18 protein-coding genes are annotated in these 16,933 nt (G+C 43.4%); 6 read left to right on the top strand and 12 right to left on the bottom strand.

The genetic code is table 11. From position 1 onward, the window contains the following. Positions 1-494: 494 nt before the first annotated feature. Both pruA and GC102_RS26220 read right to left on the bottom strand, forming a co-directional pair. Positions 495-2,063, bottom strand: coding sequence for an L-glutamate gamma-semialdehyde dehydrogenase (pruA, locus tag GC102_RS26225; RefSeq protein WP_171692140.1), 1,569 nt, complete (start codon positions 2,061-2,063; stop codon positions 495-497). A 34-nt stretch (positions 2,064-2,097) separates the two neighbouring features. Then, a complete protein-coding gene (locus tag GC102_RS26220; protein ID WP_171692139.1) occupies positions 2,098-3,012 on the bottom strand; it encodes a proline dehydrogenase family protein in 915 nt (304 codons plus the stop codon). A 226-nt stretch (positions 3,013-3,238) separates the two neighbouring features. Between GC102_RS26220 and GC102_RS26215 the strand changes: the two genes are divergently transcribed. Together GC102_RS26215 and chrA are read left to right on the top strand one after the other, a co-directional pair. Continuing rightward, entirely contained in the window at positions 3,239-4,960 is a 1,722-nt protein-coding gene (locus GC102_RS26215) for a sigma-54 interaction domain-containing protein (protein WP_171692138.1), read from the top strand. A gap of 218 nt (positions 4,961-5,178) precedes the next feature. Continuing rightward, entirely contained in the window at positions 5,179-6,378 is a 1,200-nt protein-coding gene (gene chrA / locus GC102_RS26210) for a chromate efflux transporter (RefSeq protein ID WP_171692137.1), read from the top strand. Positions 6,379-6,571: 193 nt separating this feature from the next. Here chrA and GC102_RS26205 read toward each other — a convergent pair whose 3' ends face one another. The 3 genes from GC102_RS26205 to GC102_RS26195 all read right to left on the bottom strand — a co-directional run bounded on the left by GC102_RS26205 (position 6,572) and on the right by GC102_RS26195 (position 9,250). Beyond that, positions 6,572-7,408 carry an MBL fold metallo-hydrolase gene (locus tag GC102_RS26205; protein ID WP_171692136.1) on the bottom strand — a complete coding sequence of 279 codons (837 nt, stop codon included), beginning with the start codon at positions 7,406-7,408 and terminating at the stop codon, positions 6,572-6,574. Next, a complete protein-coding gene (locus GC102_RS26200; protein WP_171692135.1) occupies positions 7,389-8,291 on the bottom strand; it encodes an SMP-30/gluconolactonase/LRE family protein in 903 nt (300 codons plus the stop codon). Before GC102_RS26200 ends, GC102_RS26205 begins: the two co-directional genes overlap by 20 nt. A 131-nt stretch (positions 8,292-8,422) precedes the next feature. Then, positions 8,423-9,250 (bottom strand): phytanoyl-CoA dioxygenase family protein, encoded by an 828-nt coding sequence (locus GC102_RS26195; RefSeq protein ID WP_171692134.1) that lies wholly within the window; start codon positions 9,248-9,250, stop codon positions 8,423-8,425. A 132-nt stretch (positions 9,251-9,382) separates the two neighbouring features. Here GC102_RS26195 and GC102_RS26190 point away from each other — a divergent pair, with 132 nt between their 5' ends. The 3 genes from GC102_RS26190 (at position 9,383) to GC102_RS26180 (ending at position 12,257) form a co-directional block, all read left to right on the top strand. Next, positions 9,383-10,177 (top strand): helix-turn-helix transcriptional regulator, encoded by a 795-nt coding sequence (locus GC102_RS26190; protein WP_171692133.1) that lies wholly within the window; start codon positions 9,383-9,385, stop codon positions 10,175-10,177. Between the two features lie 100 nt (positions 10,178-10,277). Continuing rightward, positions 10,278-11,429, top strand: a complete 1,152-nt coding sequence (locus GC102_RS26185; RefSeq protein WP_171647450.1) for an MFS transporter — start codon at positions 10,278-10,280, stop codon at positions 11,427-11,429. Positions 11,430-11,477: 48 nt separating this feature from the next. Then, on the top strand, positions 11,478-12,257 hold the full coding sequence (locus GC102_RS26180; RefSeq protein ID WP_171692132.1) for a 3'-5' exonuclease: 780 nt from the start codon (positions 11,478-11,480) through the stop codon (positions 12,255-12,257). 84 nt (positions 12,258-12,341) lie between these two features. Here GC102_RS26180 and GC102_RS26175 read toward each other — a convergent pair whose 3' ends face one another. Beyond that, on the bottom strand, positions 12,342-12,713 hold the full coding sequence (locus GC102_RS26175; protein ID WP_171692131.1) for an IDEAL domain-containing protein: 372 nt from the start codon (positions 12,711-12,713) through the stop codon (positions 12,342-12,344). Between the two features lie 221 nt (positions 12,714-12,934). Here GC102_RS26175 and GC102_RS26170 point away from each other — a divergent pair, with 221 nt between their 5' ends. Next, a complete protein-coding gene (locus GC102_RS26170; protein ID WP_171692130.1) occupies positions 12,935-13,084 on the top strand; it encodes a hypothetical protein in 150 nt (49 codons plus the stop codon). Between the two features lie 83 nt (positions 13,085-13,167). Here the strand turns inward: GC102_RS26170 and GC102_RS26165 are convergent, their stop codons facing one another. The 6 genes from GC102_RS26165 to GC102_RS26140 form a co-directional block, all read right to left on the bottom strand. Then, positions 13,168-13,317 (bottom strand): hypothetical protein, encoded by a 150-nt coding sequence (locus GC102_RS26165; protein WP_171692129.1) that lies wholly within the window; start codon positions 13,315-13,317, stop codon positions 13,168-13,170. Positions 13,318-13,408: 91 nt separating this feature from the next. Continuing rightward, positions 13,409-14,194, bottom strand: coding sequence for an SDR family oxidoreductase (locus GC102_RS26160; RefSeq protein ID WP_171692180.1), 786 nt, complete (start codon positions 14,192-14,194; stop codon positions 13,409-13,411). Between the two features lie 238 nt (positions 14,195-14,432). Next, positions 14,433-14,786 (bottom strand): hypothetical protein, encoded by a 354-nt coding sequence (locus GC102_RS26155; RefSeq protein WP_171692128.1) that lies wholly within the window; start codon positions 14,784-14,786, stop codon positions 14,433-14,435. A 36-nt stretch (positions 14,787-14,822) separates the two neighbouring features. Beyond that, a complete protein-coding gene (locus tag GC102_RS26150; protein ID WP_171692127.1) occupies positions 14,823-15,269 on the bottom strand; it encodes a hypothetical protein in 447 nt (148 codons plus the stop codon). Positions 15,270-15,555: 286 nt separating this feature from the next. After that, the gene (locus GC102_RS26145; RefSeq protein ID WP_171692126.1) at positions 15,556-16,011 is read right to left on the bottom strand and encodes a DIP1984 family protein; all 456 of its coding nucleotides are present in this window, start codon (positions 16,009-16,011) and stop codon (positions 15,556-15,558) included. A 90-nt stretch (positions 16,012-16,101) separates the two neighbouring features. Next, a complete protein-coding gene (locus GC102_RS26140) occupies positions 16,102-16,920 on the bottom strand; it encodes an MBL fold metallo-hydrolase (RefSeq protein WP_171692125.1) in 819 nt (272 codons plus the stop codon). Between the last annotated feature and the right edge of the window lie 13 nt (positions 16,921-16,933).

Raw genomic sequence — 16,933 nt, 5'->3', positions numbered from 1 at the left:
GACGTTATCTGAGGAAATTCTCTTCAGCATTGGGTACCCAACTCGAAGGCTAACTTCACCCATGTCGGGACGAGTACGTCATCAATACTACTGAAAGGGAACGTACGAGCGCTATTTATGCTAAATTCACCTAATTAGCTACCTAGACGGAACTACAAGCTCTTATTTCCCCTTTTTGTTCAGCATTTCATCAAAAATGGCAAAATAGCGAATCGACGTTCCCTCTACTCTCTAAAAAGGCAGCTATTTTGATAAATAGCGCCTCGTAGTTCACTTTCGCTGCTCGACGACCGATCCTTGAGGCGAATTATTGCTCCCTTCTCATCTCAACGACAACTTCTCTCGTCTAAAACATTATGAGAATCTAGTTCCCTTTCGTTACTCGCATTCAATCCTTGAAACGAACTCAGTCCCCTAGCGTTTCCGCACCTCGCCTGCCGATCCTTATAAAAAAAGAAGGCTAGACTCATCGTCCGCCCTCTTTCTACCAACCATTATATTTTGCGTGAAGTCAGCTTCGCTTGGGTGAGAAGCATGAGGTAGTCGTAACCGCCTGCTTTGGAATCAGTTCCCGACATATTGAAGCCACCGAAAGGATGTACACCCACCAATGCGCCTGTGCATTTGCGATTAATGTACAAATTGCCACAGTGAACAGTGTCCAATGCCTCAGAAATCCGCTCCTCATTCGTAGAGAAGTATGAGCCTGTCAAACCAAATTCCGTATCGTTGTACATCGCAATGGCTTCTTTCCAGTCCTTCGCTTTAGCGATGGCCAAGACAGGTCCGAAAATCTCCTCCTGCATAACGCGCGCTTTGCCGCTTACATCGCCGAACACAGTTGGCTGGATGTAATAGCCGTTTCCTTCGGCCTTTTCACCACCTGCAAGCAGTGTTCCTTCGGTTTTCCCAATTTCAATGTAATCTAAAATTTTATCATAGGAACCTTTATCAATGACCGGACCCGCTGCGAAATTGTGCTCAGGCAGGCCGCTTTGCAGTTGGTTCGTCAGAGCAACTACTTTGTCTACAACTATGTCGTAAACAGATTCAACAATGATAGCACGTGAACCAGCCGAGCATTTCTGCCCTTGGAAGCCGAAGGCTGAGGCCACTATAGCAGCAGCAGCTGCGTCCAGATCCGCTGTTTCGTCCACGACAATACCATCTTTGCCGCCCATTTCCGCAATCACACGCTTGATCCAAATTTGACCAGGCGCCACGTCCGCGGCCAACTTGTTGATGCGCAAACCAATCTCCTTGGAGCCGGTAAAGCTAATGAAACGAGTCTTCGGATGTGTCGTTAGATAGTCTCCAACTTCCGCACCGCTTCCTGGAATGAAATTAATTACTCCAGCAGGAAGTCCAACTTCCTCCATAAGAGCCACGAATTTATGTGCAATAACAGGCGTGGTTGAAGCTGGCTTCAGCAAAACGGTGTTACCAGAAACAACCGCCGCAATGGTCATACCTACACAAATCGCTAGTGGAAAATTCCATGGCGGGATAATAACGCCGACGCCTAATGGGATATAACTAATTTGATTGTTTTCACCGGGAATTTTGGCTAATGGCTGCGTCTCGTTGATTTGGCTCAAACGAATCATTTCCCGCGCGTAGAACTCGATGAAATCAATCGCTTCTGCGGTATCTACATCCGCTTCAATATAGTTTTTGCCTGACTCTAGAATCATCAACGCTGAGAACTCATGCTTACGATCACGCATTAGCGCAGCAGCTTTAAATAAATACTCCGCACGCTCTCTAGCGGGAACCTTTTTCCAAGTTTCGAATGTCTCGAGGGCAACGTTCATCGCTTTTTCAGCAAGTTTCTGATCCGCTTTGCTTACGTATCCAATAATTTCATCTACATTCCCCGGGTTAATCGATGTGATTTTAGCCTCTGTTACTACTTTCTCAGTACCGATATATAACGGGTATTCGCGCCCCAGCTCACGTTTCACTTTGGCAATAGCAGCTTGCATCGCCTTCACATTTTCCTCTAGACCAAAATTAGTAAATGGCTCATTGGCATACGGACTAACCTTTGTAAATGTATTCATATTATTGCTCCTCTCCGAATGGAAAATTTGGGTGTTATTTAAACATATTTTTCAGAACAAACCAAACATTCGCTGGGCGCTCTGCTAACCTTCTCATGAAATATCCGAACCAATCTACACCGTATGGGACATAAATCCGAACCCGATATCCTTCTTTCACTAATTGCTTTTGCAAATCTTCACAAATCCCATAGAGCATCTGGAATTCAAACTGATCTATGGAGATAAGATTTGATCTTACAAATTCTTTCGTAAAATGAATGATCGCCTCATCGTGGCTTGCAATAGCTGTATAATGACCGTTCAAAAGATGTTTTTGAATAATTTTTTTGTAATTTTCATCAACTGCGCTTTTTTCTGGAAAAGCAACTTGCGGAGATTCCTTATAAGCACCTTTCACCAGGCGCAAATTGGCTCCGAGTGCATGTAAATCATCGATATCCTGTATGGTCCGGAACAAATATGCTTGAATGACGATTCCTACGTTGTCATATTCTTGTCGAAGCTCTCTGTAGATATCAAGGGAGATTTGGCAATGCGTATAATCCTCCATATCTATTCGCACGAAATTTCCATGCTGACGAGCACAATCAAGAATACGTTTCATGTTGTTTACACAGAGATCTCTGCTGATATCTAGCCCAAGTGAAGTCATTTTAAGTGAAAGATTGGATTTGACGCCTGAACTAGCAATCGCATCTAGCGTTTGAATACACATAGCTGCTGATTCCAACGCTTCTTCTTCACTAAAGACGAACTCACCCAAATGGTCCAGGGTCGCTATACGGCCATCTTGATTAAGCCCGCGCACAGCTTCAATGGATTGATGGATGGTCTCTCCTGCTACAAAACGTGCTGCACCAAAGCGTAAACCATACTTTTTGGCTAATCGATTAGCCGTGCGGCTTTTACCTAAAGCTTGAAACATATTTTTCATGATAAGTTCCATTTGTTATTCCCCCAAAGGAATTATACAATTGTGTAAAATTAATAATTTTATTATACACTTTAATTTATATTTTGAACACTATTTGTTTATGTGCATATTTTTATTTTGATTGAACAGTTTTTATTTCTTTACCTCTATCATACTCACCTTCTCGGCTTCTTGTGTTGAATCTCCCTTGCTTTCATGGTAAATTTAAACCAAATAAATGTAACAAATGAGGTCAATTATGTTCATTAATGAACACTTTCCATTGAACAACCCTATGATCACACTCCCTGTTGAAACAACACTTGAAGAACTTTCTTCCTATTTAAACAATGGAACGGCTGTTATCTCCCATTGGCATGATGAAATATGCTTATTTACACCGGAAGATGCAGGCCTTATGACGGCCTTTTCCGCTAGAAACATTAAAGAATTAGTAGAGATCAGCAAACACTTTGTATCCGCAATTATCACTGTGGACGAAAACATCCCTTTACCGCTTGTGCCTCAACGAACAAATCGACCGGTACTTTTCAAAGATAAGGATGGAACCATCGGGGGATACTCCTTATTATCCACGTATCTCAATTTCACCCTTTCTGAGCTGCAAAAGTGGTCTGCCTATTTCAATGCACTCGCGGATACCGTCACCGATGCTGTCACGGTCGTCGATCGAGCTGGCGCTGTGATTTGCTGGAATTCCGTCGCTGAAGAACTCTATCATCTTCCGGCAGCAGATATTTTGGGCAAACGCATTGGCGAACATTTTGATATCGAAACACTGATGGTCCTGAAAATTTTGGACGAAGGCCGGATGATTCGCAATACATACCACCGACCTCGGCCAGACACCCACGTCCTTATTAATGCGTCACCGATCAGAGATGCTCAGGGTCATATCATTGGAGGCATTGCGACCGAGCAGGATATTACACAATTGGTACGATTGAACGAACAATTAACAACCGTCGATTCCTTCGGACTACCACAAAAAGATCAGGCTGAAGACCTCTTTACCTTAATTAAAGGAAAAGGACCTGCAATCGGCAAAGTCATTCAATGGGCGAAGAAGGTGGCAGCAACAGAAACACCCGTCCTACTGATTGGTGAATCGGGTGTAGGCAAAGAGCAGCTTGCTCATATTATCCATCAGTCGAGTTCAAGATCCGAGCAGCCTTTCTTGACAATCAATTGCGGCATCGTTCCCTCAGGTCTATTGGAAGCTGAACTATTTGGCTATCAAGGGGGCGCTTTCACGGGAAGTGATAGTGGACAAGCTGGTAAGTTGGAGCTAGCCAAAGACGGCACCTTGTTTATTAATGAAATCGAAAAACTTCCTTTAGAGCTTCAAGCTAAGCTTTATCATTACATTACACAGCAAACGATCGTTCGCTCTGGAGGAAGTCAACCTATCAGTGTGCGTACGCGAATCATAATCGCAACTACACAAGATTTAGCAAGCAAGCTAGTCAATCATGAATTCCGCTCGGATCTGTACTATGCGCTCAATGTGATTTCCATTCGGATTCCGCCTTTACGGGATAGAACCGAGGACATTCCTGCGATGGTCCAAATGTATCTCAAGCAGTTTTCACTGCAATACCAGAAGCCTGTTCCCACACTTTCGCCTGAGGTCATCTTGGCTTTGACCAACTATTCATGGCCAGGGAACATCCAAGAATTGAAAAATGTCATCGAGCGATGCATCATTCTTAATGATGAAGACCTGATCACTTTGGAACATTTGCCAGTCACTTTACAGGAACAGCAACCAAGTCTGACTTCTTCAGAAGCAGATACTGCGGCGAATTCATTAAAATCGAAGGTGTCTGATGTTGAAGAAATTCATCTGATTGCAGAAGCTCTGGCCAAAACGGCAGGCAATAAAAGCGCAGCAGCCAAAATGCTCGGCATCTCCCGCGGTACCCTTTACAACAAGATGAAGGAATATCAGCTGGAGTGACATGATAGGAAGAACGTCCAGTTCGAGTATTTCGAGGACACTGAAAAAGGATCATGATTTCTACCTAAGTAGAGTTCATGATCCTTTTATATGTGCAGGGAGTTATCGGATGGTCCCCATTGTTGTATTATTTGTGTTAAACGGTAGAATCGCGCTCCAATTTCCGATACACTTAAATGACTTAGATGTTCATCAAGCGTCATTGAGGAGGGAATGGGTTGGACACCGCTGCAAAACCACAGCAAAGTAAACAAAAAGCATTGCTTGAAGTATTTCTTGTCTCAACAAAATTAGGATTGACATCCTTCGGTGGTCCCATTGCCCATCTGGGCTATTTTCACAATGAGTACATCCAGAAACGTAAATGGATGGATGAGAAAAGCTACGCCGATCTCGTTGCTCTTTGCCAGTTTCTCCCAGGCCCAGCTAGCAGTCAAGTAGGTGTTGGTATCGGTACAATCCGAGCCGGATTGTTGGGGGGCGTAGCTGCATGGCTAGGATTTACGTTACCTTCTATTATCCTCTTACTTCTCTTTTCCCTACTGATGAAAGCCATGGATGTCAGCAGCACCGGTTGGATCCACGGTCTCAAAATCGTCGCCGTTGCCATCGTCGCACAAGCTGTTCTCAGCATGGGAAAAAAGCTAGCGTCCGATAAAAGCACGGCCTCCATAGCTATTGCAGCCGCATCGGTAACCTTGCTATGGCAGGCAGTTTATAGCCAAGTTCTTATTATTGTGCTCGCCGGACTCATCGGACTATTTGCTTTCAAAACCGTTTCCAACCAAGATTACAGTATTATTCAAGTACGCGTTCATCGCTCTGTTGCGATCCTTTGCTTGATCCTTTATGCGTTACTGCTACTGCTTCTTCCAATTTTCAGCGGTTTATGGCACTCGCAGCTCTTATCCCTTTTCGATTCGTTTTATCGGGTGGGTTCCTTGGTCTTCGGCGGCGGCCATGTCATTCTCCCCCTTTTGGAACGCGAAGTTGTCCCTCAAGGTTGGGTAAGTAAAGAAGTATTCCTGGCTGGATATGGGGCTACGCAGGCAGTTCCGGGTCCGCTTTTTACATTTGGCACGTATTTGGGCGCTATGTTTGACGGATTCAGAGGGGCTGTCGTGGGAACCTTGGCCATTTTCCTACCTGCTTATCTCCTGATAATAGGGGCTTTGCCTTTTTGGAATTCATTACGAGCAAATGTCAAAATTCAAAGTGCTTTCGTAGGCATTAATGCGGCCGTTGTCGGTATCCTGCTCGCGGCACTTTATAACCCGCTTTGGACAACCGCCATTATTCGTCCTTATGATTTTGCATTAGTAATCGTGTTATTTGGCCTGCTGGTGTTCTGGAAATTACCGCCTTGGTGCATCGTCCTCTTAGGGGCTGTTGCGGGTGAAGCTTTGTATTACTTATAAGAAATGAAATTGTCCTCTGAAAATGTTTAGTGCAGACAATGAATTTCATCGCTAAAGTTTGGGGAGTACGTGATTGTGACTCCGTAGCGATGAAAATCATCCTTAAAATCAGAGTCTGGGCCTCAAACCTCCGATTATGTCTCCTTTGACTTTTGATAGGCTCCATAACTCTCCCCTCGGAGCCAAACCTTCATTATTTTACATACACAAGTGTCTCACCCGGTTGGAAAATATGAAACTTCTGTCCTGGATGCTTCTGATATAAACGGTCCACGAAGGGAGCGATCCCTTCACTATTGTTTGCATACATATCAAAGTGCACTGGCACAACGATGTCGAACTTCAGGTGAGCCGCTAGGTCTGCCGCTTCCAGTGCGTTCATGTTGCCGACGACACCGAGGCGATTGCGGAAAATGTCCCTTCCGTTAATCGGCAGAAAACCTACATCGATGGTGAAGCAGGACAACGCCTCGACTAACTCCTCCGTCAGAAGCGTATCCCCTGCATGATAAATGCACAATCCATCCCACTGTAAGATGTAGCCTAAGTAGTGATCCCAGCCTTCACCATCTCGCACTCGTTCCTCGTGCCAAGCTGGAATGGGGTGAATGATCAGATCAACACCGTATTGAAATACTTCCTGAGTCCCAAGCGCATGCAGCCGCTCTGCTGAAATGCCGATCGCCTCCAACATAGGCAAACACGACTTCGGAGCACCAAACTGGCATTTGGGCGATGCCAAGGCGATAGCCCGCAGCGTGTCTGGATCCATGTGGTCCATATGCTCATGCGTACAAAGCACGAGATCCAAATTCGTTAATGTCTCCGGCTTCACAGGAGGCGTATAGCGCCGCTGCCAAAAAGCCTCTGGAAACCCAGAAAGATGATCAACAGAATCCGTCAAATAAGGATCGATGGCTATAGCGATATCGTTTTTACGCAGAATAACGCCGACCTGACCGATATACTGAATCTTTAAATGTCTGTTCTCATTTGACATAGAACCTACCCTACCCTTTCCGTTCCTCATGCTGATCTCCGAATGAATGCGTCTTCGTGCCTTTTACACCTGGCTTTACCGCAAAAATCCCTCCAGCATGTGGCTGATCCCCCACTTGATCCTCCTGAAGACCCTTGCGGGCGGTCGTAACGTACAAGGTGTCAAGTTCGTCTCCACCGAAAACACAGGAAGTTGCTTTAGCTGCGGGAATGGCAATGCTGTCTATCTTTTGACCTGTACGGGGATTCCAACGGGACACCTGCCAGCCATCCCAATGGGCGATCCACAGCATCCCTTCTTCATCGATCGTCATCCCGTCAGGGAACCCTTGTTCATTCCGAAAATCGATCCGTATTCTCGGGTTGCTAATTTCCCCTTTATCCGCCTCATACTCAAATGCGTGCACTAGCTTTTTCATAGAATCGATATAGTACATCTCTTTCTCATCTAGGCTCCAAGCGATCCCGTTGGAAACGCCCACTCCCTCGTAAACCTTACGATAACTGTGATCCGTTTCTAGCACATAAAGTGCACCTGTTGCCTCTTTTTCAATAATCTCCATGGTGCCCGCCCAGAATCGTCCGTTAGCATCACATTTCCCGTCGTTAAACCGATTTTCAGGTAAATGAGATTCTGGATCAACAAGAGGCGTAAGCTTGCGCTGCTCCATCTGGTACGTTTGGAATCCAGATTGTGTCGCTAACACAACCTCATTTTCGCCCGCACAGACAACAGCACCGACATATTCCCCAATGGAAAAATCTTCGTTAAGCCCTGTTTCAGGATCAAACCTACCAAATTTCTTTCCTATAATATCAACCCAATACAACAAACGCTGTTCCGCATTCCAGCACGGACCTTCAGCCAATGTGGCTTTGGCATCAAGTACCAGTCGCACGATTGGTGATCCCATTATGCATCAACTCCTCTCTCTAATTGTAAACCGTCCTCATAGAGATTGGAAGATGCAGGAAGTCGCTACCGAGTTCTCATCTTATTCTTCTTTGTATGTCAGAAAATGTGCTGACCACATGCTATTATCAATTAACACTCGGCTCCGCTCATTTCATTGGTGAAGAAACGTTTATACTCTTTTGGCGTTAGTTTAGAAACGGACGTACCAACATAATGAAACTGCAGCGCGCGCCGTTTCTTCGGAGAAAGATTGTAAGGTGTCCCATGTTTAAGTAAACCGTGGAACATTAGGATTCCGCCTGGCAATAATGGCACTGCTACATCCTTCTCAACAGCAACATGCGAATCGCAAATTTGCCAATCCCGAACTGCGTAATGCGGCGTTGCGCCATCCGCGTGCGAACCAGGAATAACATGCATGCAGCCATTATCCAGCGCTGCTTCATCCAAAGCAATCCATACGCCTACCACTGCTTTCTCATAAGCAAGGCTTCCATAAGCCATGTCTTGATGCCATGGTTTTTCACCCCCTCCATGTGGAGGCTTGAGCAAGGCCATATCCTGGACAAGACGCGGCTCCTCGCCAAGTATATCTCGCACCGCCGCAAGTATAGCAGGATGATAGGCAATCTGTTTGAACCGTTCATCCCTATCGACAAACTCGCTGACTTTACGAACGGCTAATTCACGTTCTTCTTCCGTTTTCAATTCCCTGCTTGGTTTTGTGAACTGAATATGGACTCCTTTGTCATCTACAAAAATAATTTCATACAAAGCCCTCTTCGCATCCTCGATTTCTTTCTCATTGAGTACATGCTCTATTGCCGCATAGCCGTCTTTCCGATATTGCTCGAGCTGATCTTTACCCCAGTTTTCAAAGCCATTCCATTTATCCGCAATGCGATCATACCGATAAAGCTGCGCCGAGATTTCTTTAGGTGAACTTATTTCTGACATTTGGGATAACCCCTTCCGCTTTAAATTATTTGTTTACTACTATCTTTATTATAGGAACGGAAGGTAGTAAACTAAATGCATTAATGCACATCATTGTTTGCACTATTTTACATAAATCGGAGGAAATCTTTCATGTCTGTTTTCACATCACAAGAGCTCGTCCTAGACAGTTATTTCGGCAAAGTTATCTGTGAACCTAACTGGAAATGGAGCCGTGAACATAAGCCATTCCATGATTACGACCTCTGGTATGTATGGGACGGCGAAGGTGAGGTTAGCCTGAATGGTAAACACTACCATGTCCGCAAAGGAGATTGTTTTCTCTTTCGTCCTGGAGATTTAACGAGCGCCAAACATAATCCGCAGCGCCCTCTTACGGTTACCTATATCCACTTCAACACGAAAGGCACGGCATTTCCCCTAGTCTCTCTTCCCTCTTTCGTCCATTTTGACCCCTCTGAATTTCATGAGCCCTACTTGGACCGTTTCGTTCATGTGCGGTTGACTGGTGCATATGGACACAACGAGGAAGCCGTGATGCTGCTTCGTTTGTTATTGCTCATGTTTGAACGCCAAACCCCAGGGAACCAAGCGCAAGGTGATCCTGCTCGCCGTTCTATGAATCGGGTGATGATGGATATCGCGGCCCATATCATACAAGATCCGGGGCGCCAACATAGCATTCACGACTTAGCCAAACAAGCGCACCTTTCGCCTCGCTACTTTTCACTTAAGTTCAAAGAAATCATGGGGCAAACGATTGAGTCCTATATCATTCAGAAAAGAATCGAGCGTGCTGCTTATCTTCTCAGACTTGGCATGAATGTGGGGGAAGTTTCGGAAGCCCTTGGCTATCGAAGCATTTATTTCTTTAGTCGACAGTTCAAAAAAGTAACGGGGACGAATCCATCCGAGGTACGTCTCTGAAAGAATCGCTTTAATTTACTTTGGATTCTTTACCATGACATGTTAGAATGTAGTTTTACAAAAGCATTGTGCTAATTTATCTAGGAAGGTTAAGGTCATCATGAATTCTTCAAATTTATTGCGTTCGTTTAACTTTTTGTATTTTGCACTTCTGGCTATGTTTGTTTCATTTCTTCCCGTCTATTTAGATGCGCAAGGGCTTCCAGCAACGAAGATTGGTCTCATTATAGGAACGGGAGGCTTCATTGCCATCTTCTCACAACCTTTATGGGGGATGATCAGTGATCGAACGAAGACAATTAAGAAGGTTATGTTACTCCTCTTAGGTTGTTCAACCATTGTGGGGTACTTGTTATACGCCTCATCAAGCTTTGTTGTGCTTCTTCTTTTTACGATGCTTATGTATTTTTTCTTAATGCCCCTCGATCCATTGACTGAAAGTCTAAATTTCCAAACAGCGGAGGCTAACGGGGTAAGCTACGGTTCCATTCGAACCTTCGGAGCTGTTGGTTATGCGGTCATGTCTTTAGCCGTTGGTTATACCACACAATATTTCGGAATCAATAGTTTGGCGTTCTTGTTCGCTGGAATAGGCATCATTAGCATTCTAATCTGCTTGCCATTGCCTGATGCGCCTGTAACTGGGAAACCGATCTCTCTAAAAAGTCTACGCAATTTCTTAAGCAATAAAGAAACCATTTGGTTTATGTTACTTATCTTTATTGTTGCCGTGCCTCAACGGATCAACGATACTTTTCTTGGCGTCTATATTCGAAAATTAGGTGGCACCCCCGACATGGTCGGTTTGGCCTGGTTTCTAGCAGCAGGAAGCGAAATTCTCGTATTCGCTCTAAGCTTCTGGTGGCTTCGCAAAGGAAAAGAATTGGCGATCATTTCTTTCGCTGCAGTGTTTTACTTCATTCGCTTTTTCCTATCCGCGTGGGTGACTGATCCTCATATTCTCGTGTATCTTCAGCTGCTGCAAACCTTCACGTTCCCGATATTTTATTCAGCTGCTATCCAATATTTATATCGTATTGTTCCTGAAGAATGGCGTGCAACGGGACAAACTGTGCTTGCAATCCTTTTCTTTGGCGTATCGGGTATCGTCGCTTCCTATTTGGGTGGTTGGTTCTACGAAAGCTTTGGCGGGAAACAATTATATCTATGGATTTCAGGAATGTCCTTTGCAGGTCTACTGTTTAGTTTCGTTCTAAATACGGTCTATGGAAAACGGAAGCTGGTATCCTAGGCATTTTCTGATAGAATGGAAACACAGAGACAGAACGGGGGCCACATCATGGACTACATTATTTTGGACATTGAATTCAACGGTCGCAAGTTTGCGAGCGATTTACCTATGGAGGTTATTGAAATTGGAGCAGTCCGATTAGATTCCTCCCTACAGGCTATTGATGAGTTTTCATCTTTAGTCAAACCTGTTTATTTTTCCAAATTGAATGGGTTTATCAAGAAAAAAACGGGCATCCCACAAGAAGATATCGATCAAGCCGACGGCTTTCGCAAAGTCATTACGGATTTCATGAACTGGCTAAATAAAAGTGAAACCTTCCTGCTAGTCACCTGGGGTGGCGAAGATTTGAAACGCATCGTGTATGATACGCGGATGCATAAGTTAGATGATGCTTACTGGATGGCCGCCAGCTATTTTGATCTACTAAAAGGATTTATCCGCTATAAAAATGTGACGAATGATGTCAGTGTCGAGGCTGCTTTACTCGATCTTGACATTGCTGCTGAAGGCACCGCTCACAGAGCATTAGACGACGCGCGTATGACAGCTGAAGTATTTCGAGCTATTTTTACGGAGTTAGATTTCGAACGCAAACAGCAGTACATTGACGTGTACGCTAACGCCAAGGAACGAAGACTGGTTAAGACCGCTATTCGAGCCATGACAGCTCAAAAGGTAACTCCTACGTGGGAACTGCTCGTTGAACATTATTTCGCTGACAAAGTGACACTTACCGATCCCAGAAAAGTCACAGAACTACAGACTCTTTTTGCCTCGGAAATCACGAAAGAAAAACAAGTCTCAAACAAGGCACCTATTCAATAAGCGGGAAAACAAACTAAAAAGCCAATCCATTAGACGACATGTAGGACATGTCTCTTGGATTGGCCTTTTCTTTTATTCGCCCCATTAAAACTGATCAACACCTAAACGGTTATGATAATAGGATGGAAATGCATCACGTTCGCCGCGTTTCGTGCCATTTTGTTGAATAACGAATAATTTCGCTGACAATTCATTGAACCATTGCTCGTCTCTCGTTGTTAACGCCACATCAATCAAGCTCTTTACTTGATCTTCTATATCAAACTCGCTTACCGGCAATTTTTTTACGTCTTGACTGCTTACTTCCATTGTTTTTCCGATGGCAGTTTCACGATCCGATGCAATAACGTGCACCCGAGCAATGCCTAACAGCACATCAATAGACTCAATATAACCATGCAGCAATTCATCTTCATTTGTAGTTGCCACAACCCAATCACTGATTACAAAGTTCATGATCATCACCGCCATTAGCTTATTTTTTGTAAGGACTTTATACTGTAATTATAAATATTACAGTATGGTTTGTCAATACCCACAAATCCCTCTTTCGAAGGCCAATGGCAGTGATTGCAAAAGCGAATATGGATGTATCCATCTATAATGCCAACGAATAAATCCCTGTTAAACGAAGCATATTAGCTTATACAATTGAAAGGGTGAGAAGCATAGATAACTTGACAAATAACAGAGAGACAACCATTGAATCTACAGTTAATGCTGAAGGTAAATCGGATGATTTCAATGAAGACGGGCCAGATGATACGGTTATCAGAAGCTCCGAGCACACTAGTCCTGAAACATGTCGAGCAGGTTTTGACGATTAATCGATAGAGAAATTAAATAAGCGCATGTTGGTTACGGGAGAATCCCCTGAGTCAACATACGCTTTTCTACTTTTTATAAGTGACTATTCATCATTTTTCTTGTTATCTTTCTCTGCATCTTCGATTGTATATTTCAAACCTCCACTACGAGCATGATCAAAGACGATATTGACCTCCTTGGATTGTCCGCTTTTCGGATCGAATGAAGTGACAGTTTCTTTTTGTTCATCCATGGTTTCGTTCACCTCCGAATATAGACTGCTCATTTCCTTGGAAAATCATTCATATCCCTCACCCACTAGTAAGTCGGTTTGCAAACTTTCGTTAAAGCAGCGATTCAGCACCATCGATGAACAGCTCTGTGCCAGTAATATGACTTGAAGCGTCCGAGGCTAGGAAGGCTACTAGATTAGCAACCTGTTCCGGCTGACCCGGCGCGTGTTCCAATGGCTGGCTGCCTTGCGGATATTTGACTGGGATTTTGATTTTCTCAAGCTCCGGCGTCGGCTGAGTATTTTCCCCAATATTAGTCTTGATTGACCCTGGACAGATAGCGTTGACGCGTATTTTGTAACGGGCCAATTCCAATGCGGCCATCTTGGCGAATGCCACTTGTCCTGCCTTTGAAGTGCTATAGGCTGTCATCCCAAATCCAGAGAAGGCGCGGCTGCCGTTAATCGAGCTTGTGATGACTATGCTGCCGCCGTTCTCTTTCATATGAGGAATCGCTTGTTTCACGCACAGGAATGTCCCTTTCAGATTGACGGACAGCGTACGATCCCAATCCTCAGGGTTCATATCTTCGATCGGCGCCAAAACTCCGTTAATCCCAGCATTAGCAAAGACGACGTCTAGTCGTCCCCAGGTTTTTACCGTCTGCTCGAACGCCTGAGCAACACGGTCCGGATCAGAAACATCGACATCAACTGTGATCGCCTGACCGCCTGTCGCCACAATATCCTGTCTCGTCTGCTCTAGCCGGTCGTCCTTCATATCCACAAGGCACACTTTCATCCCTTGTTGTGCAAGCATCTCGGCGGCAGCCTGACCAATTCCTGATCCCGCTCCCGTGATCAATGCGACCTTATCCTTCAAATCCGGCAGTCCCATGCGCGGTTTTTGTATCGTTTGCACGCTAATGAGCTATCACCCCTAACCCAAATATTAGTGGATTGAAAAAGAATCCATGCTTGGTTTGCCCGATAGGGGTGAAAAATATGTAGTTTGTTGGATTACAAATCTGGAATGAACCTTTCACCCATATGAACAAGCTCTAGCTTGTATGAAAGTGTCCACCTCCACACATCCATTAAGGGGACTTCAGAGCAATGTTGCACAGTACAACATGTTACTTTGAAAACCAGTCGGGGTGGTCATCCTTCGTTAGGACGCCATCCAATGGAAAAATCATTTCGATAAACTCACCTGTATATGCATTGATATCAATGCCAACACCATCGATGGATACAGACCATTTTCTGTTACCTGAAGCGATATTCCAAAAAGTATCTTTATTAACCCGGCTGCTCTCAATGTTATTTGTTTTGTAAGATAGATTCATTTTATTATTTACTGTATCCATATGTTTTGTAGCTATTGATATTGCTTCGTCCGATGTAAGTATAGGTCTAGCGTATTGATAACCTACAATAATGATAATAACTGCGAGTAAAAGTGTAAATCTGATTATTAATTTTTTCATTTAAGGACGACTCCCTCGTTATAGCTGCACAATGTCCTATCCGTTAATCACGTAGGCCTTTAAAATTTCTTCTACAGGTTTTCCAATAAAGCTCTTACTAATTGTAATCTTTACCGTATCCGTTCTTCCGTTTATCATTACTTCAAATTGATCCACACGACCCTCAACCATGTAGACGTGCATGATTCGTTCCTTAGCAAAGAATTCATCATTTAATTTTATTCCGTGCTCTCCCATGTACACTTGTTCAATTAGAACTCCAAGGACAACTATGACTATCAAAATCATATATTTTATGTTCCACTCTAGTAATATAACTAATGGCAAAGCAAAAATTGAAAATATCATTGTTTGAATGCTTTTATAATTACTTGACCCCTTAAAAATCACAGCTCCCACTTGTTTTTTAGCTTTAATTGCTTTAATCCCCTTATAAAACATATAAACGATGAAAACAAGCAAAATAATGTCGAATAGCTTCAATTTAATCACTTCCTTTAACAAAAAAAGAGCAAAACCGAAGGCTTGCTCTCTTTACTATAATGTTGCGCTAATTACCAAGTCCCCTTACCCACCCTCACCGTAATCAACAAATCAGCACGTGGTAATTACAATACGCAGTAACCTTAAGTAGACGCAAGCATCTTGTTACATTACTGGGCTAATTAGTTATTGTATCAGGCATGGCCCTGCTCTGATAGTCATCCAACTTTCCCAGTTGGCGGGTTGTGCTCGCTTTTGTTGACTATGGCTACCAACTTGATTACTGCTATATGACTTCGACTGTCCAGTTCTTCTCTTGAATCTTAAAATCTAATTCTCGATAACTTTTTGACAAATCATCCAACTGCTTCTGAACTTCATTAACTTCAATCGACCTATAGAACTTTACTTCTGAACGGCTAAACCTATCTTGTTTGATTGTAGCTGCTTCTAATATATCATTTAAAATATTTCGCTTTTGCATAAGTTTATCACGCTCTGCAAGTGCATCAGCAATACTCATGTTAGTATCAAAAGAGGTTAAAGAGTTCGTTTTATTGATTTTTTTCACCCAACTTGTTAACTCTTCTATCGTTCTATTTAATTCTTCAAAAAGGAAACCAGGCTGTTCCACGGGCTCCTCACCCTCTTGAACTTTTACGACTCTCTCTAGTCTTTGCTTTAATTGAGCTACTTTCCTTTGAGCATCTGCTCGCAGTACTAGGGCTTCAGCTAATTTCATATTATACCTCCAAATTCAAAAATTCCATGTTTTAACTATACCATATTTTACTAGTTTAGTTAAAATGAATCATTGCCACACGCCAATGACTTAACTAGAATATTCTTGCTTAATGATTCTAATGTTTTCTTCGTGGCATTCTTCTGTAAAAGAAGATTTATAAGCATGCTCATCACCAAGCGCGGCGATAGCATCCTCATCTTTTGCAGTGACCGCCTTAATAAGCCGTTCCAAATGATCCGAAGACATGTCCAAACGCCTTATCATCTCCGCCGTATCGATGGTAACTTGCCCATGTCCCGGAACTAACAGCTCGATATTGTGTTTATCTAAAATCTGACTTGCCGTAATCATCGTTTCCTTATATGCTTTGGCACTATGATAAATAAAAGGTAATTCGAAATCTGATAAATAATCACCCGTAATCCAAATACCCAACGGCTCAATGACAGTAAACAATCCGTCAGGCGTGTGCCCCGGGGATTTATAAAAAGTCAATAGCGTATCCCCTATCCTTAATTCCTCGGCATCTTTCGAAATGATAATATCAAGGGTTGGAAATTCAACGGGATAATTTCTATTCATATAATGTTTCTTATCGAATTCTTGAATCAAAGCAATCTTATTGTCTTTCTTCGGGTGACAGCTGAGTGCGTAACTTCCAATTGTTTTAGCGCCGGGAAACGCTTTATAACCAATAATGTGATCAAAATCGCCATGCGTAAATAACAAGTATAGGTCCCGATCACCTCTTACCGTATTAACATAATTTCTAATTTCATCAACTTCATTTGGAAGCCAGTTCGGATCAACGATTAGTACCATTTCGTTCGTCAGCACAACGGTTGATGTCGTTTGATATAATGCGCTTTGAAAAACGGTTGTATGTTCATTTTGATATATAATCATAAGATTTTGGCTC

It is taken from the genome of Paenibacillus germinis, assembly GCF_013141785.1.
GTDB lineage: Bacteria > Bacillota > Bacilli > Paenibacillales > NBRC-103111 > Paenibacillus_E > Paenibacillus_E phytorum.
This window is presented reverse-complemented; position numbering and strand designations above follow the sequence as displayed.